The sequence below is a fragment of the Erythrobacter sp. HL-111 genome (assembly GCF_900105095.1).
Classification (GTDB): domain Bacteria; phylum Pseudomonadota; class Alphaproteobacteria; order Sphingomonadales; family Sphingomonadaceae; genus Erythrobacter.
On record NZ_LT629743.1, the window covers coordinates 12,918 to 37,060 of the forward strand.

At 67.1% G+C, this 24,143-nt stretch carries 23 protein-coding genes and 1 tRNA gene; 15 read left to right on the forward strand and 9 right to left on the reverse strand.

The features are described 5' to 3' along the window. Positions 1 to 199: 199 nt before the first annotated feature. On the forward strand, positions 200 to 1,570 hold the full coding sequence (locus BLU08_RS00060; RefSeq protein ID WP_090193770.1) for an IS1380 family transposase: 1,371 nt from the start codon (positions 200 to 202) through the stop codon (positions 1,568 to 1,570). A gap of 475 nt (positions 1,571 to 2,045) precedes the next feature. Here BLU08_RS00060 and BLU08_RS00065 read toward each other — a convergent pair whose 3' ends face one another. Then, complete coding sequence (locus tag BLU08_RS00065) at positions 2,046 to 2,489, reverse strand: hypothetical protein (RefSeq protein ID WP_090193784.1); 444 nt, start codon at positions 2,487 to 2,489, stop codon at positions 2,046 to 2,048. Between the two features lie 99 nt (positions 2,490 to 2,588). On the opposite strand from BLU08_RS00065, the gene BLU08_RS00070 reads away from it, so the two are divergent. The 5 genes from BLU08_RS00070 (at position 2,589) to BLU08_RS00090 (ending at position 5,939) form a co-directional block, all read left to right on the forward strand. Continuing rightward, on the forward strand, positions 2,589 to 2,903 hold the full coding sequence (locus BLU08_RS00070) for a hypothetical protein (RefSeq protein WP_090193786.1): 315 nt from the start codon (positions 2,589 to 2,591) through the stop codon (positions 2,901 to 2,903). Between the two features lie 62 nt (positions 2,904 to 2,965). Next, complete coding sequence (locus BLU08_RS00075; protein WP_090193788.1) at positions 2,966 to 3,976, forward strand: hypothetical protein; 1,011 nt, start codon at positions 2,966 to 2,968, stop codon at positions 3,974 to 3,976. Next, positions 3,969 to 4,652, forward strand: a complete 684-nt coding sequence (locus BLU08_RS00080) for a hypothetical protein (protein ID WP_090193791.1) — start codon at positions 3,969 to 3,971, stop codon at positions 4,650 to 4,652. Before BLU08_RS00075 ends, BLU08_RS00080 begins: the two co-directional genes overlap by 8 nt. 140 nt (positions 4,653 to 4,792) lie before the next feature. Further along, the gene (locus BLU08_RS00085; protein WP_090193793.1) at positions 4,793 to 5,032 is read left to right on the forward strand and encodes a hypothetical protein; all 240 of its coding nucleotides are present in this window, start codon (positions 4,793 to 4,795) and stop codon (positions 5,030 to 5,032) included. Beyond that, positions 5,025 to 5,939, forward strand: a complete 915-nt coding sequence (locus tag BLU08_RS00090) for a recombinase family protein (RefSeq protein WP_090193796.1) — start codon at positions 5,025 to 5,027, stop codon at positions 5,937 to 5,939. The genes BLU08_RS00085 and BLU08_RS00090 overlap by 8 nt, the downstream gene beginning before the upstream one ends. A 104-nt stretch (positions 5,940 to 6,043) precedes the next feature. On the opposite strand, the gene BLU08_RS00095 is transcribed toward BLU08_RS00090, so the two are convergent. The 4 genes from BLU08_RS00095 to BLU08_RS00110 form a co-directional block, all read right to left on the reverse strand. Beyond that, the gene (locus BLU08_RS00095) at positions 6,044 to 7,414 is read right to left on the reverse strand and encodes an IS1380 family transposase (protein ID WP_090193798.1); all 1,371 of its coding nucleotides are present in this window, start codon (positions 7,412 to 7,414) and stop codon (positions 6,044 to 6,046) included. Between the two features lie 276 nt (positions 7,415 to 7,690). Next, a tRNA-Thr gene (locus BLU08_RS00100) sits at positions 7,691 to 7,766 on the reverse strand. 55 nt (positions 7,767 to 7,821) lie between these two features. Continuing rightward, positions 7,822 to 8,706 carry a hypothetical protein gene (locus tag BLU08_RS00105; RefSeq protein ID WP_090193802.1) on the reverse strand — a complete coding sequence of 295 codons (885 nt, stop codon included), beginning with the start codon at positions 8,704 to 8,706 and terminating at the stop codon, positions 7,822 to 7,824. Positions 8,707 to 8,751: 45 nt separating this feature from the next. Further along, entirely contained in the window at positions 8,752 to 10,083 is a 1,332-nt protein-coding gene (locus tag BLU08_RS00110; RefSeq protein WP_090193805.1) for a replication-associated recombination protein A, read from the reverse strand. A gap of 99 nt (positions 10,084 to 10,182) precedes the next feature. Between BLU08_RS00110 and BLU08_RS00115 the strand changes: the two genes are divergently transcribed. Next, positions 10,183 to 10,812 (forward strand): PadR family transcriptional regulator, encoded by a 630-nt coding sequence (locus BLU08_RS00115; RefSeq protein ID WP_197676883.1) that lies wholly within the window; start codon positions 10,183 to 10,185, stop codon positions 10,810 to 10,812. Positions 10,813 to 10,920: 108 nt separating this feature from the next. Beyond that, positions 10,921 to 11,394 (forward strand): hypothetical protein, encoded by a 474-nt coding sequence (locus BLU08_RS00120; protein WP_090193810.1) that lies wholly within the window; start codon positions 10,921 to 10,923, stop codon positions 11,392 to 11,394. 34 nt (positions 11,395 to 11,428) lie between these two features. Here the strand turns inward: BLU08_RS00120 and BLU08_RS00125 are convergent, their stop codons facing one another. Beyond that, on the reverse strand, positions 11,429 to 12,622 hold the full coding sequence (locus BLU08_RS00125; protein ID WP_090193812.1) for a glycosyltransferase family 1 protein: 1,194 nt from the start codon (positions 12,620 to 12,622) through the stop codon (positions 11,429 to 11,431). 261 nt (positions 12,623 to 12,883) lie between these two features. On the opposite strand from BLU08_RS00125, the gene BLU08_RS00130 reads away from it, so the two are divergent. The 4 genes from BLU08_RS00130 (at position 12,884) to BLU08_RS00145 (ending at position 17,372) form a co-directional block, all read left to right on the forward strand. Further along, positions 12,884 to 14,065 carry a phosphoserine transaminase gene (locus BLU08_RS00130; protein ID WP_090193815.1) on the forward strand — a complete coding sequence of 394 codons (1,182 nt, stop codon included), beginning with the start codon at positions 12,884 to 12,886 and terminating at the stop codon, positions 14,063 to 14,065. A gap of 115 nt (positions 14,066 to 14,180) precedes the next feature. Further along, positions 14,181 to 15,767 (forward strand): phosphoglycerate dehydrogenase, encoded by a 1,587-nt coding sequence (serA, locus tag BLU08_RS00135; RefSeq protein ID WP_090193817.1) that lies wholly within the window; start codon positions 14,181 to 14,183, stop codon positions 15,765 to 15,767. Positions 15,768 to 15,855: 88 nt separating this feature from the next. Continuing rightward, the gene (locus tag BLU08_RS00140; protein WP_090193819.1) at positions 15,856 to 16,986 is read left to right on the forward strand and encodes an ATP phosphoribosyltransferase regulatory subunit; all 1,131 of its coding nucleotides are present in this window, start codon (positions 15,856 to 15,858) and stop codon (positions 16,984 to 16,986) included. Beyond that, complete coding sequence (locus BLU08_RS00145; protein WP_090193821.1) at positions 16,983 to 17,372, forward strand: RidA family protein; 390 nt, start codon at positions 16,983 to 16,985, stop codon at positions 17,370 to 17,372. Before BLU08_RS00140 ends, BLU08_RS00145 begins: the two co-directional genes overlap by 4 nt. 303 nt (positions 17,373 to 17,675) lie before the next feature. Here the strand turns inward: BLU08_RS00145 and BLU08_RS00150 are convergent, their stop codons facing one another. Beyond that, on the reverse strand, positions 17,676 to 18,734 hold the full coding sequence (locus tag BLU08_RS00150) for an alpha/beta hydrolase (protein ID WP_090193824.1): 1,059 nt from the start codon (positions 18,732 to 18,734) through the stop codon (positions 17,676 to 17,678). A gap of 192 nt (positions 18,735 to 18,926) precedes the next feature. Here BLU08_RS00150 and BLU08_RS00155 point away from each other — a divergent pair, with 192 nt between their 5' ends. The 3 genes from BLU08_RS00155 (at position 18,927) to BLU08_RS00165 (ending at position 21,968) form a co-directional block, all read left to right on the forward strand. Beyond that, entirely contained in the window at positions 18,927 to 20,216 is a 1,290-nt protein-coding gene (locus BLU08_RS00155) for an adenylosuccinate synthase (protein ID WP_090193826.1), read from the forward strand. An 88-nt stretch (positions 20,217 to 20,304) separates the two neighbouring features. After that, entirely contained in the window at positions 20,305 to 20,877 is a 573-nt protein-coding gene (locus BLU08_RS00160; protein ID WP_090200792.1) for a murein L,D-transpeptidase family protein, read from the forward strand. A gap of 104 nt (positions 20,878 to 20,981) precedes the next feature. Then, on the forward strand, positions 20,982 to 21,968 hold the full coding sequence (locus BLU08_RS00165; RefSeq protein WP_090193829.1) for a MarR family transcriptional regulator: 987 nt from the start codon (positions 20,982 to 20,984) through the stop codon (positions 21,966 to 21,968). A gap of 44 nt (positions 21,969 to 22,012) precedes the next feature. Here the strand turns inward: BLU08_RS00165 and BLU08_RS00170 are convergent, their stop codons facing one another. Continuing rightward, entirely contained in the window at positions 22,013 to 22,846 is an 834-nt protein-coding gene (locus BLU08_RS00170; protein WP_090193831.1) for a bifunctional precorrin-2 dehydrogenase/sirohydrochlorin ferrochelatase, read from the reverse strand. Between the two features lie 15 nt (positions 22,847 to 22,861). Further along, positions 22,862 to 24,118: a diaminopimelate decarboxylase gene (gene lysA, locus BLU08_RS00175; protein ID WP_090193834.1), complete on the reverse strand. Its 1,257-nt coding sequence runs from the start codon at positions 24,116 to 24,118 to the stop codon at positions 22,862 to 22,864. Between the last annotated feature and the right edge of the window lie 25 nt (positions 24,119 to 24,143).

Sequence of the window (24,143 nt, forward strand, 5' to 3'; positions counted from 1 at the left end):
GCACGCCCGCTCTACGCCGCCGCACGCAGCAGTGGCGTCAAGCTCGCGCCGAGAGGCGCCCAACCGCATCGCCGTGAATAAGAGAGGTTAACCCGGATTATTCACCGGCGGTGGTCTGACGGGTTGGCGGGAGTGGCGTAAGCATTTGCATTGTTGTAGGAATGTGGTTGCTTAAGCCAGACCTGCAACGGGGCAAAATATGCCACAGACCACACCCGCCGGATGCGATGATAGCGCGTCCGTATTTTCGTTTCCAGCAGTGCGCGGCAAGAAGGTCACAGCTGCGTTTGACGGCGGCAGGCTGACCTCGGATGGCGGGGTCCTGGTGCTGGCTCAGGCCGAGCGCATGATGGGGCTCTGCCAGCGGCTTGCGGCGTGTATTGCCGATCCGCGCGATCCTGCTCGGGTGGTTCATCGGCTTGAAGATATCCTGCGCGCGCGGATGTTCGCGATCGCCTGCGGCTATGAGGATGCCGATGATCTCGACGCTCTGCGCGATGATCCGGGCTTCCGCCTTGCGCTGGGCAAGCTGCCGGGATCGGGTGCGGGGTTGGCCAGCCAACCGACGATGAGCCGCTGGGAGAATGCGCCGAGCACGCGCGAGCTGGCAAAGATGCTGGGGATCATGATCGACATCTACTGCGCCAGCTACCCCACTCCGCCGGCGGCGGTGACGCTGGATATCGATGACACCTGCGACGTCGTGCACGGCTATCAGCAACTCTCCTTCTGGAACGGACATCATGGGGAGCGCTGCTTCCTGCCGATCCATGTCTACGACACGGCAACGGGCCGGCCGGTGGCGATGCTGCTGCGCACGGGCAAGACGCCTTCGGGCAAGGAGGCGGCAGGGCATATCCGGCGTCTGGTGCGCCATCTTCGCCGCCACTGGCCCGATACCCACATCACCATCCGCGGTGACGGGCATTATGGACGGCCCGAGGTCATGGCCTTCTGCGAGGCGGCCCATGTCGATTACGTGTTCGGTCTGCCGACCAACGCCGCGCTGCGCGCTGATCCGGTTATCGTCACTGCCGCCGATGCCTGCGCGGTCCGCCGCGCCGAGTGCCAACTCCCGGTCCTGCGCAGCTATGCCGAGACCCGCTACGGCGCGAAGAGCTGGAACCGCCAGCGCCGCGTCGTCGCCAGGATCGAGGCCAGCACGCTGGGCATGGATATCCGCTATGTCGTCACATCGCTAACCCAAGGCTCGGCTGAATACATCTATGACACGCTCTACTGTGCGCGCGGGCAGGCCGAGAACTTGATCAAGCTGCACAAGACCCAGCTGGCCAGTGACCGCACCTCGTGCCGGTCGGCGAACGCCAACCAGATGCGCCTGATCCTGCACACCGCTGCCTACTGGCTGCTGTGGCGCGTTCAGCAGGCGATCCCAAAGACCACCGCTCTGGCAAAAGCCGAGTTTACGACCCTGCGCCTGCGGCTGCTCAAGGTTGCTGCCCGCGTCATGGAAAGCGCCACCCGAATCCGCGTAGCGTTCGCCTCTGCGTGCCCCGATGCCGATCTGATGCGTGCCATCGTTCTCGCGCTCAAGCCTGCGCCGACGTAGCGGGCGCGGCAGTGCCGCAGAAACCCCGAGCCAAGTCCTTCAACCAGAAAAGCCCATCGATCACAGCGCGGTGAAACAGACGCCAGCGGTGCCGCACGCCCGCTCTACGCCGCCGCACGCAGCAGTGGCGTCAAGCTCGCGCCGAGAGGCGCCCAACCGCATCGCCGTGAATAAGAGAGGTTAAGGGGCAACGACACTCATTGTCTTGGTCCTTTCTCGCTGTTGTCTGGTCCCGTGATCGGGACGCGAACGAGAAAGGCCGGGCGAAGAAGCCGGACGTGCAAAGCGAGGCTATGGCCTCGCGCGGGCTAACACGGGAGCGAACGCATGCGTGAGCGAATGGAGCGGGCGGCCCTTGCGCGTTCGGCGCGCCCGGCCAGGTTTGCGTAACGATGATTGATCACGGACCGGCCCAACGAGCGATGGACCTCTGACGGGCAATCCTGCGCCGCCCTAATCCTATTTTAGGCTGAGCCTATAGGTCTTTGAGCTTATGACCGGGCTGAACAAGATTGCCGTCGTCATCCAGAACGTAGGTGCGTGGAGGTTTGGCTTTTTTGAGCTGCTCTTTGTATTCGGCAAGCGATTTGGCCGTAACGGGCTCTTGCGGGCGCAAGGGTAAAATTCGGACTGAGCCTCTCTTCGCCAAGCCTTCATTGAGACTGGCCGTATACCGAGCAAGCTTTTCTTCGGTTTCGAGGAGCGCGGCCTCACGCTCGGACGGATCGCGGATTTCGTCGATCGTCTCCAGCGGGATACCGAGTGCCAGCCGAAGCGCATCGACTTTCCGCTCATGCGGACGATGAACTCTCCCGCCTTCAAGTTTCGAGACCCAATAGCGTTGTGCCTCGTCGTTAAAGGCGGCGATCGCCAGGTCTTTCTGGCTCATCTCGTTCGCCGCCCGGAATTCGGCGACCATTTTTCCTAAGCGAATTCCGAAGCTTGGCACCCCGCTCTCCCTCATTCGACAACTTTCGACAACCCGTCCCGGCGCGGGTTGCGCTTATCAAACATCACTATGAACAGCCGGATTTTCAATACGACGCCGCCAGAGGTCAGCGAGATGAAAGCCCTCAATGCTTTCGAAGCGGCCCTGCGCGAGATGCAGCCGCCCTCGAAAGCGGTCACCGCTGAGGCGGTGCGCGAGCTGTTCGGGCTTACCCGCAATGAGGCGGACGCGGCACAAGCAACGGCGGATCAGCTCCAAGCGGAGCTGAGCGACGCCTTCCATGCCTTCCTGACCCTTCATGAAGACACGCCCGCCTTCGCGAGGCTGAAGGCCGACCATGGGCGTCTGCTCCGTCTCGCCAGCGCGAAAAGGGGCCGACCATGACTAAGGCAAACACCCGTCCAGCAACTCGCCAAATTACTCGGCTACGCCCGCATCAGATTGAAATGATCGGCGCGCTGCACGGCGCTGCGCGCAAAGCCTTCCTGCTGGCGGCGGCGGGGCTTGCGGCGCTTCCGCTTGTCCTTCTCGTGCTCGGGGCGGCGCTGGCGGTGGAGTTTCAACTGATGCTCCACACCATGGTGACGCTCCTGGATGACGGGACCGGCAATCAGCCGATCACCCTTCTCGCGCTTGCTTCCCTGATCGCGATCGTCGCGCTGCATGTGCTCACCCGTCAGCCGGGGAGCGAGGCAATCCATCGCTGGATGATGCGCCTCGGTTTGGTGGCGCTTGTGCTCTTCCTTCTGGGTTTCGGCCTGATCGTCGCAATGACGAGCTTTGAGGTCGCAGCCTCCATGCTGTTCGATCCGGCCACCGGCATCGATGGGCTCGATAGCTGGCTCGCCGATGCCGATGGCGCGCCCGACGATGAAAGCTTTGTCGAGTTCCTTCGCGATCTGTTCGCGGATTATGGCGGGCTGATTGCCCTCCTGTTCGCGACCCTTGGCCTGGGCGGTGTGTTTTTCCTGACCGTGCTGGTGAGCCATTTCCTGATCGGCGTGGCGCTCAAGCTTGCTGGCGACTTTGTCGGCGCGCTCATCCCCCTCAAGGAATCGGGCAAACACAAAGCTGAAATTTTTGAGGCTGACGCCGCGCTCGGCGAGATTGCACACGATCTCAAGGATCATGATGCCCAATCGCCTGCAGCGCAGGTAGGTGAAGCCGTGGCGATCCTATCAGCGAAAGCCGATCGCGCGCTGAGCTATCCGCGCCGTGTGGCCCAAGCTGAAAAGCTGATGAAGGCCGATGATGCGGGCGATCTGCTGGCCGGGCTCGGCTCCAAGCTCCTCGGCCTGCCCGATGAAGTCGGCACGCTCGATGTGCCCGCCCTCAAAGCCCTTCTGGCCGATCTCGAACAGGCGATCAGCGACGACGTGCTCTTCGACATCGCTGTGTCGGTGGCGATCACCGAGTTCGGCCTCACCGAGAATGATCTGGAGATGTTCGATGACTAAGGCTGCTTTCCTTGCTGGCTGCGCCATGCTCAGCCTCCTGGGCCAATCCGCCGTCGCGGATGATCGGCGCACCCCGCGCGATCTGATGATTGCGCTCGATGTCTCGACCTCGAATGTCATCGTCGAAAGCGACGTCATGGCGGCCAAGGCCGGGCGCAAGGCGGCGGAGATGATCCGTACCCTTGGCAATGGCGATCGGCTGCGTATCCGCACCTTCGGCTCCTACAGCCAAAGCGATAACCCGCTGCGTCTGGATATCACGGTGTCGCGGCGAATGCCTGCGGCCCGCGTCGCGGCGAGTGTGGAACGGCTGATCGCCAGCCTCCCGGAACTAGTAGCGAGCGGACGCCTGCCTGCGGGCGACACAACGCACATCACTGCCTTTCTTGAAGAGGAAGCGGCGCTGCTGTCCTGCGGCACACGCCTGACCGCGCTTGTTCTCTTCACCGACGGGATTGAGGCGTCGCCTGGCACAAGCCCGGAACGTCTGGCCAGCGGTGAAACCCCGTTGCCTGCGCCGAACGGTGATCTGCTCCAGGGCTGCGGCGTCAGCCTCTACGGAATTGGTGAGACAACCGGCGGCGCTCAGCGCGCCCGCACCCAAAACCTGATCGATGCCTGGACAGTCTGGGCTGATCAAGCCGGGGCGCTCTTCGAAGCTTTCCCGAAATATTGATGCGGAGAATACAGATGAATAACAAAATGAAAAACTCTGTAACCCGCGTAAATCCGGGATTTATTTGCAAGTATACAACTCATAGTGGTATACTGAAGATAGAGGACTGGCTTTTTCTTAAAGCCAGCTTGTTGGAATAGATGGGACCGGACTATGAAAAATACCGGCCCCTGCTGGATGAATTTAACCTCGCGGATGACAAAAAAGACGAGTTCATCGATGTTATGTGGGCCCTGCTCGACAGCTTCGTTGCCCGTGCTTACGGCACAGATGCTGTCCAGAAAGTCGTTGATAAACAGCGACGTAATTCTGGCAAGGCTGATTCGGATGAGGTAAAATCCGATGAAACGATAATGATTACAGAGCTGAACAATGACTGAGAAGAAACAACCTGCCGTCATCTATTGCCGCGTTTCTGATACAAAGCAGAAAACGGAAGGCCACGGCCTGGAAAGCCAGGAAGTGCGGTGCGTCGAATACGCGAAAAGCAAGGGTTATGAGGTCGTTGCGACCTACAAGGACGATGCATCCGGCGGCGATCTGAAGCGTCCTCAAAGCGAGGAAATGCTGAAGTTTCTACGCGCCAATCGCCGCGTTCCTCACGTCATCATCATTGAAGATATCAGCCGCCTGGCGCGTGACACCCGCATCTGGATGTGGTTCCGCGATGAACTGGCCAAAACCAACTCGATACTGGAATGCCCGTCCTTCCAGTTTGGCGACACCTCCGAAGCCTGGTTGATGGAGATGATGTCGGTGAACTTTGCCGAATATCATCGCCTCAAGAATGCGGAGCAGACCCGCAACCGCATGTGGGGCCGGATGATGAACGGCTATTGGGTCTTCAAAGCGCCTATCGGATTGAAATACGAAAAGGTTGGCGCGCACGGCAAGCTCCTTGTTCGCGATGAACCTGTCGCCTCAATCCTTCAAGAGGCGCTTGAACGCTATGCTGACGGGCGTTTGCAGACGCTGAGCGAGGTAAAGCGCTTCCTGGAAGCCCAGCCGGACTTTCCGAAAGACACAAAGCAAGGCGAAGTGCGCATCCAGCGTGTCCGGGAATGGCTGACGCAGGTGCTCTATGCCGGATATATCGAGCGTCCGGATTGGAACATCGATCTGCGTGAAGGGCAGCATGATGGGATCATCAGCCTACACACATATCGGAGAATTCAGGACCGTCTCTCGGGCCGGAAAACCAACATGGCTAACCTCTCTTATTCACGGCGATGCGGTTGGGCGCCTCTCGGTGCGAGCTTGACGCCACTGCTGCGTGCGGCGGCGTAGAGCGGGCGTGCGGCACCGCTGGCGTCTGTTTCACCGCGCTGTGATCGATGGGCTTTTCTGGTTGAAGGACTTGGCTCGGGGTTTCTGCGGCACTGCCGCGCCCGCTACGTCGGCGCAGGCTTGAGCGCGAGAACGATGGCACGCATCAGATCGGCATCGGGGCACGCAGAGGCGAACGCTACGCGGATTCGGGTGGCGCTTTCCATGACGCGGGCAGCAACCTTGAGCAGCCGCAGGCGCAGGGTCGTAAACTCGGCTTTTGCCAGAGCGGTGGTCTTTGGGATCGCCTGCTGAACGCGCCACAGCAGCCAGTAGGCAGCGGTGTGCAGGATCAGGCGCATCTGGTTGGCGTTCGCCGACCGGCACGAGGTGCGGTCACTGGCCAGCTGGGTCTTGTGCAGCTTGATCAGGTTCTCGGCCTGCCCGCGCGCACAGTAGAGCGTGTCATAGATGTATTCAGCCGAGCCTTGGGTTAGCGATGTGACGACATAGCGGATATCCATGCCCAGCGTGCTGGCCTCGATCCTGGCGACGACGCGGCGCTGGCGGTTCCAGCTCTTCGCGCCGTAGCGGGTCTCGGCATAGCTGTGCAGGACCGGGAGTTGGCACTCGGCGCGGCGGACCGCGCAGGCATCGGCGGCAGTGACGATAACCGGATCAGCGCGCAGCGCGGCGTTGGTCGGCAGACCGAACACGTAATCGACATGGGCCGCCTCGCAGAAGGCCATGACCTCGGGCCGTCCATAATGCCCGTCGCCTCGGATGGTGATGTGGGTATCGGGCCAGTGGCGGCGAAGATGGCGCACCAGACGCCGGATATGCCCTGCCGCCTCCTTGCCAGAAGGCGTCTTGCCCGTGCGCAGCAGCATCGCCACCGGCCGGCCCGTTGCCGTGTCGTAGACATGGATCGGCAGGAAGCAGCGCTCCCCATGATGTCCGTTCCAGAAGGAGAGTTGCTGATAGCCGTGCACGACGTCGCAGGTGTCATCGATATCCAGCGTCACCGCCGCCGGCGGAGTGGGGTAGCTGGCGCAGTAGATGTCGATCATGATCCCCAGCATCTTTGCCAGCTCGCGCGTGCTCGGCGCATTCTCCCAGCGGCTCATCGTCGGTTGGCTGGCCAACCCCGCACCCGATCCCGGCAGCTTGCCCAGCGCAAGGCGGAAGCCCGGATCATCGCGCAGAGCGTCGAGATCATCGGCATCCTCATAGCCGCAGGCGATCGCGAACATCCGCGCGCGCAGGATATCTTCAAGCCGATGAACCACCCGAGCAGGATCGCGCGGATCGGCAATACACGCCGCAAGCCGCTGGCAGAGCCCCATCATGCGCTCGGCCTGAGCCAGCACCAGGACCCCGCCATCCGAGGTCAGCCTGCCGCCGTCAAACGCAGCTGTGACCTTCTTGCCGCGCACTGCTGGAAACGAAAATACGGACGCGCTATCATCGCATCCGGCGGGTGTGGTCTGTGGCATATTTTGCCCCGTTGCAGGTCTGGCTTAAGCAACCACATTCCTACAACAATGCAAATGCTTACGCCACTCCCGCCAACCCGTCAGACCACCGCCGGTGAATAATCCGGGCTAACCCGCTGAAATTATGGAGTTCTCCGCGTTTTGAGGACAAGCGTGCGGTGCTGAGATTGACGTTTGCAGACCAGCTAAAATACAAAAGAAACGAAGGGTTTCGAACCGCTAATTTTTCCTTACCCTTCAAGCTCTTAGGGGATTTTTCGACCCTAGAAAACAGGATGGTGCCGGCTGCAGGAATCGAACCCGCGACCTGATGATTACAAATCAACTGCTCTACCAACTGAGCTAAGCCGGCTCCGCCCCGCGCGCCTGCGCGGCGCTGCGTTCCTGGGGGAGACGCGCCTCTATCGTCACATCGCGCCGAAAGTCCAGCCTTCGGTGACGGCGATCGCCGGGGTCAGGCCGCGCGGCGTCCAGCGCGCGTCTTCGCGGTGGACCGCGCGCAGCCATGCGGCGGTCAGCGCGGCGTCGCAGGAATGGTCGTCGAGCGGGCCGGAGCCCGCCAGCGGGGGCGATCCGAGCGCGGCGAGTGCGTCGTTGAGCTCCTCGACGCTCCGCATCTTGGCGCGCGATGCGGGACGCCCCGCCTCGATCGCGGCGAGCGAGGTGTAGATCTCGCACACCACGCTGCCGCGCGCGGGAAGCGCGTCGACCGGCCACACCGGCACGCGCCCGGCGAGCCGGTCGAGCACGCGCATTCCCGTCAGCGAGGACTTGCCGACCTGCGCCGCGCCGACGAGGTTGAAATTGGAATAGGGCTTCAGTCCCATCGCCGCCTGCGCGTGTTCGGTGACGCGCAGGCGCCCGCGCCCGTGCGCCGCCCCGTCGCAGCGGAACCGCGCGCCCTCGCGCCCGCCATGGCGGCGGAAGAACGGGGCGATTTCGGGGTGGTCGACGACGCTGCCCGCGGAGAGGTGGGCGTCCGCCGCCGCGAGCCGTTCGACCAGCGCCCACAGGCCGCGCGCGTTCGCCGGGGAATCCGCCCAGCCGGGAAAGAAGGCGCCGCAATCCGCGTGCGGCAGGGACAGGCCGAGATCCATGCCGACGAGCGTGTCGCTGGGAAGGTCGAGCAGCAGGCCAAGCACCTCTTTCCGCGACCAGCCGCGCGGGTGGGACGGTTGCACCAGCGCGGGCGGACCGCCATCGGCATGGGCAAGGGCAAGCGCGATCCCGGCGTGCTGCGCGCCCGCCGCGCCCGACCAGTCGACTGCGAGGAAGTGGTCGAAGGCTCTCACGATCCCGCCCGTTCGCCCGCGCTCGCGGCCGCTGCCCGTGCCGGCTCAGCCACCCCGGCGCTCCGCGCGCAGGCGGTTCCAGTAGGCGATCCGTTCGCGCACCTCCCGCTCGAACCCGCGTTCCACCGGCGTGTAGAATTCCTGCGGCTCCATCTCCTCGGGCCAGTAATCGTCGCCCGAAAAACCCTCCTGCGCGTCGTGATCATAGGAATAGCCCGCGCCGTAGCCGATCTCCTTCATCAGCCTGGTCGGCGCGTTGAGGATATTGGCGGGCGGCATCAGGCTGCCCGTCTCCTTCGCCGCGCGCCACGCCGCCTTCTGCGCGGCGTAGACGGCGTTCGACTTGGGCGCCGTCGCGCAGTAGAGGCAGGCCTGCGCGATCGCCAGCTCGCCCTCCGGGCTGCCGAGGAACTGGTAGGCGTCCTTCGCGGCGAGACACTGGGCCAGCGCCTGCGGATCGGCGAGGCCGATGTCCTCGCACGCCATCCGCACGAGCCGCCGCAGGACATAGAGCGGTTCCTCGCCCGCCGTCAGCATCCGCGCAAGGTAATAGAGCGCGGCCTGCGGATCGCTGCCGCGCACCGATTTGTGCAGCGCGCTGATGAGGTTGTAGTGCCCGTCGCGGTCCCGGTCGTAGACCGCCACGCGGCGCTGGAGGAAGGCGCCCAGTTCGGCCGGCCCCAGCGGCTCCGCAAGCCCCGCATTGTAGAGCGTTTCGGCCTGTCCGAGGAGGAAGCGCCCGTCCCCGTCGGCGCTCGCGATCAGCGCGGCGCGCGCCTCGGCGGTCAGGGGGAGCGCTCCTTCCGCCGCTTCGGCGCGGTCCAGCAGCTTGCCGAGCGCCTCGTGCCCCAACCGTTCGAGGATCAGCACCTGCGCCCGGCTGAGCAGGGCGGCATTCAGGGCGAAGCTCGGATTCTCGGTCGTGGCGCCGACCAGTGTCACCGTGCCGCGTTCGACATAGGGCAGGAAACCGTCCTGCTGCGCGCGGTTGAAGCGGTGGATCTCGTCCACGAAGAGCAGGGTCTTCTTCCGCCCCGCCTCGGCCATGCGGTCCGCCTCGGCAAAGGCTTTCTTGAGGTCCGCGACCCCGGAGAAGACCGCGCTGATCGACACGAAGCGCATTGCGACCGCATCGGCGAGCAGGCGCGCGATGCTGGTCTTGCCGGTGCCGGGCGGGCCCCACAGGATCATGCTCGACAGCCGCCCGGCGGCGACCATTCGCCCGATCGGGCCTGCGGGGCCGGTGAGGTGTTCCTGCCCGATCACCTCGTCGAGCGCGCGCGGGCGCAGCCGGTCGGCAAGCGGAGCGTCCCCGCGCGCGGTGGGTGCGGGCGGGGGCGCGGGCGAGGGGGCGTCGTCTCCGAACAGGTCTGCCATTCGTCCGGCGACATAGGCCTTCGATCGGAAAATGCCACGGCGCGCTTGCATCGCTGTATCGAAGATATATCTTGACGCAGTCACGACATGGAGGTTGCGATGACAGGATTCCGGTATTCGAGACATGGTCGCCACGGCCGGCGCGGTTCGGCGTGGCAGTTCTACGGCCCGCTCATGGCGATGGCGGCGTCCGGCGGGCGCCGGGGCGACCGGGACGCCGACTGGGGCGCGGAATGGGGCGGCGGACCGCGCGGCGGGCGCCGGCGGCGGCAGCGGATGTTCGGGCAGGGCGAACTGCGCCTCGCCCTGCTCGCCCTGCTGGCCGAACAGCCGCGCCACGGTTACGAGCTCATCAAGGCGATCGAGGAGATGACCGGCGGCACCTATGCGCCGAGCCCGGGCGCGGTCTATCCGACGCTGCAGCTGCTCGCCGACGAGGGCAGGATCGCCGAGGCCGAGGCGGACGGTCCCAAGAAGCCGTTCGAGGCGACCGAGGAGGGCCGGGCCGAACTCGAGGAGCGCAAGAGCGAGGTCGACGCGCTGATGGAGCGGCTGGACGAACAGGGCAGCCGCGCGGAGAAGGCCCGCTCGCCCGACCTGATGCGCGCGCTCGGCAATCTCGCCACCGTCCTCGCCAACAAGGCGCGGGGCGGCCGGCTCGACAAGGCCGCGATGGAGGAGATCGTCGACATCATCGACGAGGTCGCCAAACGGATCGAGCGGCTTTGAACGCGGCCCCTCCCGCCCGCGCACGGCGACAGCCGGCATTTGCGGATTCGCCCGGGCGAGCGTAGCTTCGCCCGGGAACGGGTCGCGCCGGAAGGGGAGGGATTGCCGATGACCGACGCATTCGCGGTGCGGGGCGAACGCGCGAAGGCACCGTGGCACCTGTGGGCGCTCGCCCTGGCGAGCCTCCTGTGGTTCGCGGGCGGCGCGAACGATTACGTCATGACGAGGACCGCGAACGCTGCCTATCTCGGGATGGCGGCCGACAGCATGGGCATCACCGTCGAGGAGATCCTCGCCTATTTCGCGGACTATCCGCTCTGGGCGAGCGTGTGCTGGGCGCTCGGCGTGTGGGGTGCGGTGGCGGGTTCGTTGCTGCTGTTCGCGCGGAGCCGGTTCGCCCGTCACGCCTTCCTCGCCGCGCTTGTCGGCCTTGCCGGGTCGAGCGCCTACCTTTTCGCCTCCGACGCGCCGGCCGCCTTCACCGGCACTGCCCAGCTCGTCTTCACCTTCCTGATCTGGGCCTCGGTGATCGGCATGGCCTGGTATGCGGCGCGGATGACGAAGGCCGGGGTGCTGCGCTGATCCGGGGGCAGGCGGAGCGGGCGCATCCGGCCCGCTAGGCGGCCTGCGCCTCGCGTTGCTGCAGGGCGCGGCGATCCTCGACCAGCCGGACATAGGTCTGCGCGACCACGCGGTTGATCGCCTCCCAGCCGTATTCGCCCGCCCGCGCCTCGCCCGCCGCGCCATGCGCCGCGCGCAGGGCCGCATCGGTGCAGTAGGGCGCGAGCGCTTCGGCATAGGCGCCCGCGTTGCCCCCCCTGTCGCCGGGCGGGACGAGCCGTCCGGTCGCGCCATCGACGACGAGGCTGGAGGCACCCGTCGCGCCCGCCGCCACCACCGGCAGCCCGCTCGCCATTGCCTCCAGCGTGACGTTGCCGAAGGTTTCGGTGACGCTCGGATTGAAGAACACGTCGCCGCTGGCGAGCGCCTGGCCAAGCGCCGCGCCGGTCTTGAAACCGACGAAGATGCCGCCGGGCAGCGCCTCCTCGAACCAGCCGCGCGCGGGGCCGTCGCCGATCACCAGCACGCGGTGCGGAACCTGGCGGCGGCGGAGCTGGACGATCGTTTCGGCGAAGATGTCGAGCCCCTTTTCCATCACCAGCCGGCCGAGGAAGACGATCGCGACATCGTCGTCGGCAAGGCCGAGCGCGCGGCGCCAGGCGCGGTCGCGCCTCGTCGAAGCGAAGATCTCGCGGTCGACCCCGCGGCTCCACAGGCCGATGTCGTCGTGCATCTCCATCGCCAGCAGCTCGTCGATCATGCTCTGCGAAGGCGCCAGCAGCGCGTCGCAGCGATTGTAGAAGCGCCGCAGCAGCCGCACCACCAGCGGTTCGAGGAAGGCCATGTTGTAATAGCGCGGATAGGTCTCGAAACGGGTGTGGACCGACGCGAGCACCGGCACGTCGTGTTCCTGCGCCCAGCGCAGCGCGGCGTGCCCGGCCGGATCGGGCGAGGAGAGATGGACGATGTTCGGGCGGAACCGCGCGAGATCGCGCCTGACCTTGCCGCCGAGGCCGGTCGGCAGGCGGTATTCGCCGCGACCCTTCACCGGCATCGGGATGTTGGGCACGCCGACGAGGTCGCCGGTCGGCTCGAAATCGGGCTCGGCGACGACCGGGGAATAGATCCGCACGCTCGCCCCCGCGTCGAGCAGCGAGCCGACCAGCCGGTTGAGCGCCTGGTTCGCCCCGTCGCGGGTGTAATTGTAATTGCCGCTGAACAGGGCGATGCGGAGGTCGGAGGTTTTCATCTGCCGGTCCGTTTAGGGGAGGCGGGCCGAGCGCTCAAGCAGCGACGCGGTGGCGCGAGCCGGAGACCGCCCGGAATCCGACGGGCTTCCGCGCCGGATCCGGCCCGCGCGCAACAAGCCCCGGGCGATGGAAAAGTTCCCGAAAACATCGGTTTGAGAAATATCGTCCGCACGTCATTGACTTGTCGCGCAATCCCTTTAACTGCGCTGGCGGGCCACGCGGTCCCAACGCCGCGCGAGCTCTCTGGAAGGAGAGAATACATGACTGCATATGCACGCGGGCTCCTGCACGAGCCGCCCGTGAAACCCGAACGTCCGCAATTTTCCTCCGGCCCCACGGTGAAATTCCCGGGCTGGTCCCTCGACAGGCTTAAGACCGCATCGCTCGGCCGTTCGCACCGTTCGGCCGACGCCAAGGCTCGGCTGAAATACGCGATCGACCTCTCGCGCGAACTGCTCGGCGTGCCGGACGACTATCTCGTCGGGATCATGCCCGGCTCCGACACCGGCGCGATCGAGGCGGCGATGTGGACCATGCTCGATCCCGCGCGCCCCGCGACGGTGGCGGCCTGGGAAAGCTTCGGCAATGTCTGGATCCAGGACGCGGTCAAGCAGTTGAAGCTGCCCAACCTGCAGGTCCTGTCGGCCGATTACGGCCAGATCCCGGACCTCACCACGATTCCCCAGCGCAACGACGTCGTCTTCACCTGGAACGGCACGACCTCCGGCGCGCGCATCCCGAATACCGACTGGCTCGAACCGGGCCGCGAGGGCGTGGTGCTGAACGATGCGACCAGCGCGATCTTCGCGCAGGAAATGGACTGGCCCAAGCTCGATGCCACGACCTATTCCTGGCAGAAGGTGATGGGCGGCGAAGCCCAGCACGGGATGCTGATCCTCTCGCCCAAGGCGGTCGAGCGGATCGAGAGCTACGATCCCGCCTGGCCGCTGCCCAAGCTGTTCCGCCTGAAGAAGGGCGACAAGCTCAACCGCGCCATCTTCGAAGGGGCGACGATCAACACGCCCTCCCTGCTCGCGACCGAGGATTACATCGCCGCGCTCGAATGGGCGAAATCGATCGGCGGGCGCAAGGCGTTGATCGAACGGGCCGATGCGAACGCGGCGATCGTGCTCGACTGGATCGAATCGACGCCGTGGCTGCGCAACATGGTCTCCGACCCGGCGCTCAGGACCAATACCGGCGTGTGCATGGTCTTCCAGGGCGAATGGTACGACAACCTGCCCGATGAAGAGAAGGCGGCGGTGCCCAAGAAGATCGTCAAGCTGCTCGAGGAGCGGCACGTCGGCTACGATTTCAACGGCTACCGCGACGCCCCGCCAAGCTTGCGGATCTGGTGCGGCGGCACGCTCGAACAGGAGGACATCAAGCGTCTCCTGCCGTGGATCGAATGGGCCTACGCCACCGTCAAGGGCGCGGCCTGAGCCGTCTTCTTCTACTCCCGTCATCCCCGCGCAGCAGGGGACCCAGGGTCACGAAACGCCGTCCAAGCCGCCCTGGGTTCCCGCGCGCGGGAATGACGCCTTTCAGGAATTTCCCATGAGCAAGCCCAAGGTACTCATTTCCGACAAGATGGACCCCAACGCTGCGCGCATCTTCGAAGAGCGCGGCTGCGAGGTCGACGTGAAGCCCGGCATGACGCCGGATGAATTGAAGGGCGTGATCGGCGATTATCACGGCCTCGCGATCCGTTCCTCGACCAAGGTCACGCCCGAAATCCTCGATGCGGCGACCAGCCTCAGGGTGATCGGCCGCGCCGGCATCGGAGTCGACAATGTCGACATCCCCTATGCCAGCGGGAAGGGCGTCGTGGTGATGAACACGCCGTTCGGCAATTCGATCACCACTGCCGAACACGCGATCGCCCTGATGATGGCGCTCGCCCGCCAGATCCCCGACGCCAACACCCGCACCAAGGCGGGCGAATGGCCGAAGAAGGATTTCATGGGGGTCGAGGTGACGGCCAAGACGCTCGGCCTGATCGGGGCGGGCAATATCGGCTCGATCGTCGCCAGCCGCGCGCAGGGCCTGCGCATGAAGGTGATCGCCTACGATCCCTTCCTGACCGAGGACCGCGCGATCGAACTGGGCGTCGAGAAGGTCGATCTCGACACGCTGCTGGCGCGCGCCGATTTCGTCACGCTCCACACCCCGCTCACCGACGAGACGCGGGGCATCCTCAGCCGCGAACGGCTCGAGAACGCGAAGAAGGGCATCCGCATCGTCAACTGCGCGCGCGGCGGGCTGATCGACGAGGCGGCGCTGAAGGACTGCCTCGAAAGCGGCCAGGTCGCGGGGGCCGCGCTCGACGTGTTCGAGACCGAGCCGCCGGCGGCGGACCACCCGCTGTTTTCCGCGCCGAACTTCATCTGCACCCCGCACCTGGGCGCTTCGACGACCGAGGCGCAGGTCAATGTCGCGCTGCAGGTGGCAGAGCAGATGAGCGACTACCTCGTCAACGGCGGGGTCACCAACGCGCTCAACATGCCTTCGCTCAGTGCCGAGGAAGCGCCCAAGCTGCGGCCCTACATGGCGCTCGCCGAGAAGCTCGGCAGCCTCGTCGGCCAGCTCGCCCACGGCAGCCTGACCAAGATCAGCATCGAGCGCGAGGGCGCGGCGGCGCAGCTCAACGGCAAGCCGATCACCGGCGCGGTGCTGGCGGGTTTCATGCGGCGCTATTCCGACACGGTGAACATGGTCAACGCGCCCTATCTCGCCAAGGAACGCGGGCTCGACGTGTCGGAAATCCGGCACGAGCGCGAGGGTGCGTTCAACACGCTGATCCGGGTCACGGTCGAAACCGCGTCCGGCCCGCGTTCGGTCGCCGGCACGCTGTTCGGGACCCAGTCGCCGCGCCTCGTCGAGATCTTCGGGATCGGCATCGAGGCCGAACTCGAAGGGGACATGCTCTACGTGGTCAACGACGACAAGCCCGGCTTCATCGGCCGCATCGGGACCATGCTGGGCAGCCACGGGATCAATATCGGCACCTTCAACCTCGGCCGCCGCGATGCGGGCGAAGAGGCGGTGCTGCTGCTCAGCCTCGACGAGCATCCGGGCGCCGAGATCATGGCCGAGGCCGAGGCGCTCGAGGGCGTGAAGACGGTGAAGGCGCTCGGTTTCTGATTTCTCGCCCCGGCGCAAGACCGATCCTGCGGCCCCCCGGCGAGCGCGCGCTTGTCGGGGGGCCGTTTTCCTTTTAGCGCCAGCGCCCATGACCCGACCGACCGACCTGCTGCCCGAGGGGCTCGAGGACCGCCTGCCCGCCTCCGCCGCGCGCATCACCACCGCGATGCGCGCCTGCCTCGACGTGCTGCACCGCCACGGCTACGAGCGGGTGCGCCCGCCGCTGCTCGAATTCGAACGCTCGCTGGCGAGCCGTATGCAGGGCATCCGCACGCAGGCCATGTTCCGTTTCGTCGACCCGGCGAGCCTGCGAACGCTCGCCCTGCGCTCCGACATCACCCCGCAGGTCGGCCGGATCGCGGCGACCAGCATGAAGGCCGCCCCGCGCCCGCTGCGCCTCGCCTATTGCGGCGAGACCGCGCTGATCCGCGCGAGCCAGCTCGACCCCGCGCGCGAGCGGCTGCAACTTGGCGCCGAACTGGTCGGCGCGGACACGATCGCGGCAGCGAGCGAAATCGCGATGGTGGCGATCGAGGCGCTGCAGGCCGCCGGGCTCACTGGCATCAGCGTCGATTTCACCCTGCCCGACCTTGTCGACACGCTGGCCGAAAGGGACGGCGACACCGATCCCGACCAGATCGAGGCGATCCGGCGCGAACTGGACACCAAGGACGCGGGCGGGCTGCGGGACGCGGGCGGCGAGGCCTATCTCCCGCTGCTTTACGCGGCCGGGCCGTTCGACCGCGCGCTCGCCGACCTGCGCGCCTTCGATGCGGGCGGGGCGCTCGGCACGCGGCTCGACGGGCTCGAGGCGATCGCGGCCCGGATCGCCGCGGTGCATGGCGATGCGGTGCGCCTGACCCTCGACCCGACCGAGCGTTACGGCTTCGAATACCAGACCTGGTTCGGCTTCACCCTCTATGCCGAAGGCCTGCGCGGCGCGGCGGGGCGCGGCGGGACCTACCGGATCGGCGGGAGCGAGGAGGCGGCGACCGGCTTCTCGCTCTATGTCGACCACCTCGCCGAGGCCGCGCCCGAGGCCGAGCGCGGCCGGGCGATCTACCTCCCGCTCGGCCATGACGTCGAGGCGGCGGCAAGGCTGCGCGCCGAAGGCTGGCGCACGCTCGCGCAACTGGGCGAGGGCGAGGACGCCGCGGCGCTCGGCTGCACCCATGTGCTGGAAGGCGCAGGCGTCAAGGAACTGGAGCAGGACAGATGACGGACAAGGCCATCCCGATCGTCCCCGCGAACGACCCGCTCGCGCCCTATTTCATCGCGCCCGCATGGCGGGTCGGCGACCTCGTGCTGCGCTCCGGCCAGGCGAGCATCGGGGAGGACGGCAGCATCGTGGGCGCGGGCGATTTCGACGCCCAGCTCGCCCGGACCTTCGCCAATATCGAGCGCGTGCTGGCCGCGGCGGGGAGCGATCTGTCGAAAGTGGTGAAGGTGGTGATCTACCTCACCGACATGGCGCATTTCCCGAAGATCGTGGAGGCGCGGCAGAGATATTTCACGTCGCCCTATCCCGCCGACACGACGGTCGAGGTGAAGGGGCTGGCGCTGCCCGAACTGATGGTCGAGATCGACGTCACCGCGACGGTTTGAGGGTAGGGGTCTGAGGGGAGGGGTCTGAGGGGAAGGCGCGCTCGCTTCGCTTCGCGCGGAGCCACCCCCAAACCCCCGCCTTGGGAAGGAGGGGGCTTTTCGCGCCCTTTCTCCGTTGCGCGCATCCCGCTCCCTTCCCTTGAGGGAAGGGCTGGGGACGGGTGTGCGGCGCCTGAATGGTCGCACTGCGCCATCACCGCCGACCCCCCCCAGCCCCTCCCCGGGGGGAGGGGAGCAGCAACATCCCGCGTCAGGCACCGGGCGGCAAGCGCGCAGTTCGACGACCTTCCCGCCCCGCTGCCCCTAACCGAGCACCCTCGCCAGGAAGGCATCCACCGCCCGCGTCTGCGCTTCGCCCGCTTCGGTGCCGAGTTCGCGGTTCATGCGCCCGTGATCGGTCCCTTCGATCGCCACCGCCTCCGCCCTGACCCCCGCCGCTCGCAGGCGCTCCGCGAGCATTTCGGACTGCACCTGCGACGCCTCGCGCCCCTCGACATGGAGCGCGAGCCAATGCGGCGCGTCCTTCCCGCCGACATGGGTGATCGGGGACAGCGCCTCCTGCACCGCCTCGTCGGCGGTGAAGGCGTTGAAATAGACCTGCCAGAGCTCGGGCGCGGCCCCTGCCATCTGCGCCTTCACGTCATAGCCCGCCCCGTCGAGCAGGACGACGCCCCGGACCGCGTCGAACGCCTCGCCCGCATAGCGCGGATCGGTCGCCACCAGCGCGGCGAGATGCGCGCCCGCGCTGTGGCCCATCAGCACGATGGCATCGGGATCGAAGCCGATCGCGCCGGCCTGTCCCCGCAGCGCGCGCAAAGCCGCGCCGATGTCCTCGGCCTGCTGTTCGACGCTCACGTTCGGCACGAGCCGGTATCCGGTCGAGGCGAAATAGTACCCTTGCGCGTTGAGGTGAGGCGGCTTCACCTGCACCGCCTTGTGGTTCCCCGCCCGCCAGCCGCCGCCATGGATGAACAGGACGAGCGGCAACGGATCGACCGCGCCTTCGGGCTCGTAGACATCGATCTGCTGGCGCGGATCATCGCCGTAGAGGACGCTGCGGGTGACCTTCGCCGCCGGGCGCAGGCCCTCGGGCCGGGTCTCCAGCGGGTTCGCCCGCCCGCGCGCCTCGATCCGGGCGCGCAGTTCGGCCCTGCACTTCTCCGGAATTTCCGCGCGGCGTTCGCGCAGGCAGGCGCGGAAAAGCGCGCGGTCGGTCTCGTCGATTTCGTAGCACAGCGCGATCAGCTCCTCGCGGCAATCCTCCGACAGGCGCCCGGCGCGCTGCTGCTGCTGCGCGAGGATCGGCGTCGCGGCGAGCGCGCCTGCAAGCAGGGCTGCCAGAATGCGGGTCGATCGGGTCATGGGCAAAGGCCTTTCCTCGGGGTTCTCGCACAGGAAGACGCGCGCCCCGCGCGAACCCTTCGCGCACCCGCAGGGCGCGCGCAAGACCACTCGCCGAGAGCCGCTTGCCCTTGGCCCGCCAAGCGCCTAACCCCGCCCGGTTTGCGCGCGGCCCCGGGCCCGGGCGCGGTGAGGATTTCACAAGGGACATACATGGCCAACGTCACCGTGATCGGCGCCCAGTGGGGCGATGAAGGCAAGGGCAAGATCGTCGACTGGCTCGCCAGCCGCGCCGATGCCGTGGTCCGCTTCCAGGGCGGGCACAATGCGGGCCACACGCTCGTCATCGGCGGGACGACCTACAAGCTCAGCCTGCTGCCGTCGGGCATCGTATCGGGTACGATGAGCCTGATCGGCAATGGCGTTGTGCTCGATCCGTGGGCGCTGCGCGAGGAGGTTGACAAGCTCGAAAAGCAGGGCGTGGCGATCACCGACGACAACCTTGCCATTGCCGACAACTGCCCGCTGATCCTGCCGCTGCACCGCGATCTCGACGCGCTGCGCGAAGGCGCGGCGGGCAAGGGCAAGATCGGCACGACCGGGCGCGGGATCGGCCCGGCCTACGAGGACAAGGTGGGCCGCCGCGCGATCCGGGTGTGCGACCTTGCCCATCTCGATACGCTCGAGCCGCAGCTCGACCGCCTGTGCGCCCATCACGACGCGCTGCGCGCCGGGTTCGACCAGCCGCCGGTCGACCGCGAGGCGTTGCTCGAGGACCTGCGTGATGTCGCCCCCTTTGTCCTGCGCTTCGCCCAGCCGGTGTGGAAACGGCTCAAGAAGATCAGGAAAGCGGGCGCCAAGGTCCTGTTCGAAGGGGCGCAGGGCGTGCTGCTGGATGTCGATCACGGCACCTATCCCTTCGTCACCAGCTCCAACACGGTCAGCGGCACCGCGGCGAGCGGAAGCGGGCTGGGGCCGAACGCGGCCGGATTCGTGCTCGGCATCGTCAAGGCCTACACCACCCGCGTCGGCTCCGGCCCCTTCCCGACCGAACTCGACGACGAGACCGGCAGGGCGCTGGGCGAGCGCGGCCACGAATTCGGCACGGTGACGGGGCGCAAGCGGCGGGTGGGCTGGTTCGACGCGGTGCTGGTGCGCCAGACCTGCGCGATCAGCGGTGTCACCGGCATCGCGCTGACCAAGATCGACGTGCTCGACGGGCTCGACAAGGTGAGGATCTGCACCGGCTACCGCTTGCGCGGCAATGTCTATGACTACCTGCCCAGCCATGCCGGCGACCAGGCCGCGGTTCAGCCGATCTACGAGGAAATGGACGGCTGGAGCGAATCCACCGCGGGCGCGCGCAGCTTCGCCGACCTGCCGGCCAATGCGGTCAAGTACATCCAGCGGGTGCAGGAACTGATCGAATGCCCCGTGGCGCTCGTCTCGACCAGCCCGGAACGCGACGACACGATCCTCGTGCGCGATCCCTTCGAGGATTGAGACCGGTCGAGGATCGGGGCGCCCGGGCACGCTACGGGGTCGGGGCGCAATTGCCGGTCAACCGGGGCCGATGTATGAAAGCGCTGCGATGCAACGCCTTCTCGCTGCCCTCCTCCTCCTCGCGCTGGCCGCCTGCGCCGGGCCACGGGAAGAGGTCGTGCGAGCGCCGGGCGAGGGGATCGCGGAGGGTGTGCCGGGCTCCCGCGGCGCGGCAGCGCGCGAGATTCCCTCGGGGCGCAGGCTCCTTGCCGACTACCTGCTGGTCGACAAGTCGGAGCGGCTGCTGATCGCCTATAGCGGCGGCCAGCCGATCCGGGCCTACCGAAACCTCGCCTTCGGCGATGCTCCGACAGGCCACAAGCGGTTCGAGGGCGACGAGCGCACGCCCGAAGGGCTCTACACGATCGACTGGCGCAACCCCGACAGCCGCTATCACCTCTCGCTCCACATCTCCTATCCCAATGCCGAGGACCGCGCCCGTGCCGCGCGCTTCGGGCGCTCTCCCGGCGGCGACATCTTCATCCACGGCCAGCCGACCGGCTATCCCGGACCGCCATTGCCGGGCGACTGGACCGATGGCTGCATCGCCCTGTCCAATGCCGAGATCGAGGAACTCTGGCGGCTCGTTCCCGACGGAACGCCGATCGAAATCCGCCCCTGAATTGGGCAGGCGCACCCCGTGTCCAGGCGGCCGGGCGGCTGTTGGACTTGACATGAACCCCTTTTGTTCTAAACCTGTTCCAATAAGAACAAAGGGTCGATTCGATGAGCACAGATTTCGCATATGATTGCGGCCGCGATGCCGCGGGCCTTCCCTGCCGGATCGCCGTCCTTGCCGATGACGCGGCGCGGCGTTCGGAAATGCTGGGCGACCTTGCCGGGGCGGGTTTCCGCACGATCGACGGCGGCGCGCTCGATGCGCTGCTGGACGGGCCGATCGTCCTTCTGGGCGACGTGGTCCTGATCGATTGCCCGGCACCGGGCGCGCGGCAGCTCGCCGCGCTCGCCCGGCTCGACATGCGGGCGGCGCAATCGGGCGCGCGGCTGGTCGTCGCCACCTCGCTGGAGGCGCTCGACGATGTCTTCGGCACGCTCGACCAGTGCGACCCGCAGATTCTCGTCGCGCCAGGCCGGGCGGACCGGGTCGTCGCGGTCGGCCAGGTGATGGCGGACATTGCCGACCCGCGCGTGCGCGAAATGACCGAGGCGGACCGCCTCAGCCTGCTGCGCCTGTCGCAACAGGTCGAAGCGATCGCGAGCAAGCTCGAAGGGCTTTCGGGCGGCGCCGCTCACGACCGGCCGGACGGTGACACCGCGACGGGGGAGGGCGCCCGGCCCGTTTCCGATGCGGCGGCCCGCCAGCCCTCGAGCCCGGCGCGGCTCTACGATTCGCAGAAGCCCCCGCTTCCCGATCCGCGCATGATCCGCAAGATCATCGCCGGCCGGCAGGCTCGCGCGCGGTTCTTCGACGGGGCGCTGTTCGCCGATCCGGCGTGGGACATGCTGCTCGACCTCACCGCGGCGCACGGGGAGGGGCAGCGGGTTTCGGTCACATCGCTGTGCATCGCCGCCGAAGTCCCCGCGACCACGGCGCTGCGCTGGCTCAAGCAGATGGTCGACACCGGCATCTTCAAGCGGATCGCGGACGAAACCGATCGCCGCCGCGCCTTCATCGCGCTGACCGACCGTTCGATCGAGGCGATGTCGCGCTATTTCGCGGAAGTCGACGTCCCGCTCGCCCGGGCGGCCTGATCGCGGTTCGGCCTGTGCCCGGGCCGCCAGCGCGGAAAACCGCCCTAGGGTTCGCGGCGCAGGATGACCGTCAGACGCGACCCGTCGGTATCGCTCCCCTGCGTGCAGCGCGGGCGCCCGGATGACCGGCAGGCGAGGCGTTCGCAGGTCAGGCGCTCCGCATCGGCCCGCGCTCTGGCGAGGATGGCCGGGGAGATCGCCGGGTCGGCACACACGACGTCCGCCTCGCCGAGCAGCCGCGCCTGCTTCACGGTCAGGTCGTCGGGATCATCGCTCCGGATGGTGAATTCGGCCACGCTCTGACGTGGCGGCAGCTCGCCCCTTTCCGACCAATCGGCGACCCGCTCGTGCGAAGCGGGGTCGAGCACGTCGAGCGGCCCGCCCTCGCGCAGCGCCGCATCGATCGCGCGTCGCCGCTCGGCGGTTTCGGGGAACCGCTCGCGCAGCCGGCCGCGCGCGGCGAACAGCGCATCGGCGAGCCTGCCCAGGCTTTCGGGCAGGATCCGCTCCAGTCTCAGGCGCACGTGCTTGGCCAGCCCGGCGGAGGCACCCCCCGTCCCGATCGCGATCAGCAGCGGCGTGCGCTCGAGAATGCTCGGCGTGGTGAAATCGCACAGGTCCGGCCGGTCGACGACGTTCACCAGCATCCCCGCGCAGCGCAGGTTGATCGCCGCCGCCTCGCACGCCCGCGCGTCGGGGAAGGCGACGAAGGCCAGGCGCACGCCCTCGTCGATCGCGCGCTGCATGTCGGTGACGACGATGCCCCCCGCACGCTCGACCAGCCGGCGCTTGGGCTCCGCCGCCGCGCCTTCGCCCAGCACCAGCACCTGCTGGCCTTCGATCCGGTGGAACAGGGGAAGGCTCGCAAGGTCGCTCATCCTAGCGCGGGCGGGTCACAGCCATTCGGGGACGCGTTCGGCATCCATGATCGCGCTCGCCTCGATCCGGTCGGCGACGACGGCGTAGCGGTCGCCGTCGACCAGCACCTCGGCGACGAAGCCGCGCGAATTGTAGGACGACGCCATGGTCGCGCCATAGGCCCCGGCGGTGCGGAACACCGCCAGGTCGCCCGCCGCCAGCCGGTCGCAGTCGCGGCCCGTCGCGAAGGTGTCGCCCGTCTCGCAGATCGGGCCGACGATGTTCGCGGTCATGCTATCGCCCGAAGGCTCGACCGCGACGAAATCGTGATAGGCGCCGTAAAGCGCCGGGCGCGCGAGGTCGTTCATCGCCGCGTCGACGATCACGAAGGGATGGTTGAGCCCGCGCTTCACCCGCACCACGCGGGTCAGCAGGACCCCGGCATTGCCCGCGATGACGCGGCCGGGTTCGAAGATCAGGGTCACGCCCCAGTCCTTCGTCACGCGCGCGACCATCGCGCCGTATTCCGCCGGGCTCGGCAGGGTTTCGTCGCGTCTGTAGGGCACGCCCAGACCCCCGCCGAGATCGACATGGGTGATCGTGTGCCCCGCGCCGCGCAGCGCCCCGACCAGCGCGCCGAGCTTGGCGAAGGCGCGTTCCAGCGGGGCGAGATCGCCGAGCTGGCTGCCGATATGGACCGCCACGCCGCGCATCTCCACGCCCGGCAGGCCGGCGAGCTGGCCGAAGATCTGTCCCGCCTCGTCGATCGGCACGCCGAACTTGTTGTCCGCCTTGCCGGTCGAGATCTTGTCGTGCGTGCCCGCATCGACATCCGGGTTGACCCTGAGCGCGCAGCGCGCGGTGCGGCCCATCCCCGCGGCGATGGCGGCCAGCTCCTCGCCCTCCTCCGCGCTTTCGATGTTGAATTGGCCGATCCCCGCCTCGAGCGCGGCGACGAGTTCCGCCGCGGTCTTGCCGACGCCGGAGAACACGATCCTGTCGGGCGCGATCCCCGCCGCGAGCGCGCGCCGCATCTCGCCCACCGAAACCACGTCCGCGCCGTATCCCTGGCCCTGCAGCACCTTGAGCACGGCGAGGTTCGGATTGGCCTTGACCGCGAAGGCGATCAGCTTGTCCGGCACCCCGTCCAGCGCTTCGCGGAAGACGCGCGCATGGCGTTCGAGCGTGGCGCGCGAATAGACATAGACGGGCGTTCCCGCTTCCTCGGCGATGCGCGGCAGGGGAATGTCCTCGGCGTGCATGACGCCGTCCTTGTAGGCGAAGTGATCCATGGTCCTGCTCGTCTTGAAAAGGGGG

Excerpts from the sequence above, each read along its gene's own strand:
- BLU08_RS00060 (WP_090193770.1), top strand. The coding sequence starts at position 200 with ATGCCACAGACCACACCCGCCGGATGCGATGATAGCGCGTCCGTATTT.
- BLU08_RS00065 (WP_090193784.1), bottom strand. The coding sequence starts at position 2,489 with ATGGTCGCCGAATTCCGGGCGGCGAACGAGATGAGCCAGAAAGACCTG.
- BLU08_RS00070 (WP_090193786.1), top strand. The coding sequence starts at position 2,589 with ATGAACAGCCGGATTTTCAATACGACGCCGCCAGAGGTCAGCGAGATG.
- BLU08_RS00075 (WP_090193788.1), top strand. The coding sequence starts at position 2,966 with ATGATCGGCGCGCTGCACGGCGCTGCGCGCAAAGCCTTCCTGCTGGCG.
- BLU08_RS00080 (WP_090193791.1), top strand. The coding sequence starts at position 3,969 with ATGACTAAGGCTGCTTTCCTTGCTGGCTGCGCCATGCTCAGCCTCCTG.
- BLU08_RS00085 (WP_090193793.1), top strand. The coding sequence starts at position 4,793 with ATGGGACCGGACTATGAAAAATACCGGCCCCTGCTGGATGAATTTAAC.
- BLU08_RS00090 (WP_090193796.1), top strand. The coding sequence starts at position 5,025 with ATGACTGAGAAGAAACAACCTGCCGTCATCTATTGCCGCGTTTCTGAT.
- BLU08_RS00095 (WP_090193798.1), bottom strand. The coding sequence starts at position 7,414 with ATGCCACAGACCACACCCGCCGGATGCGATGATAGCGCGTCCGTATTT.
- BLU08_RS00110 (WP_090193805.1), bottom strand. The coding sequence starts at position 10,083 with ATGGCAGACCTGTTCGGAGACGACGCCCCCTCGCCCGCGCCCCCGCCC.
- BLU08_RS00115 (WP_197676883.1), top strand. The coding sequence starts at position 10,183 with ATGACAGGATTCCGGTATTCGAGACATGGTCGCCACGGCCGGCGCGGT.
- BLU08_RS00120 (WP_090193810.1), top strand. The coding sequence starts at position 10,921 with ATGACCGACGCATTCGCGGTGCGGGGCGAACGCGCGAAGGCACCGTGG.
- BLU08_RS00125 (WP_090193812.1), bottom strand. The coding sequence starts at position 12,622 with ATGAAAACCTCCGACCTCCGCATCGCCCTGTTCAGCGGCAATTACAAT.
- BLU08_RS00130 (WP_090193815.1), top strand. The coding sequence starts at position 12,884 with ATGACTGCATATGCACGCGGGCTCCTGCACGAGCCGCCCGTGAAACCC.
- serA (WP_090193817.1), top strand. The coding sequence starts at position 14,181 with ATGAGCAAGCCCAAGGTACTCATTTCCGACAAGATGGACCCCAACGCT.
- BLU08_RS00140 (WP_090193819.1), top strand. The coding sequence starts at position 15,856 with ATGACCCGACCGACCGACCTGCTGCCCGAGGGGCTCGAGGACCGCCTG.
- BLU08_RS00145 (WP_090193821.1), top strand. The coding sequence starts at position 16,983 with ATGACGGACAAGGCCATCCCGATCGTCCCCGCGAACGACCCGCTCGCG.
- BLU08_RS00150 (WP_090193824.1), bottom strand. The coding sequence starts at position 18,734 with ATGACCCGATCGACCCGCATTCTGGCAGCCCTGCTTGCAGGCGCGCTC.
- BLU08_RS00155 (WP_090193826.1), top strand. The coding sequence starts at position 18,927 with ATGGCCAACGTCACCGTGATCGGCGCCCAGTGGGGCGATGAAGGCAAG.
- BLU08_RS00160 (WP_090200792.1), top strand. The coding sequence starts at position 20,305 with ATGCAACGCCTTCTCGCTGCCCTCCTCCTCCTCGCGCTGGCCGCCTGC.
- BLU08_RS00165 (WP_090193829.1), top strand. The coding sequence starts at position 20,982 with ATGAGCACAGATTTCGCATATGATTGCGGCCGCGATGCCGCGGGCCTT.
- BLU08_RS00170 (WP_090193831.1), bottom strand. The coding sequence starts at position 22,846 with ATGAGCGACCTTGCGAGCCTTCCCCTGTTCCACCGGATCGAAGGCCAG.
- lysA (WP_090193834.1), bottom strand. The coding sequence starts at position 24,118 with ATGGATCACTTCGCCTACAAGGACGGCGTCATGCACGCCGAGGACATT.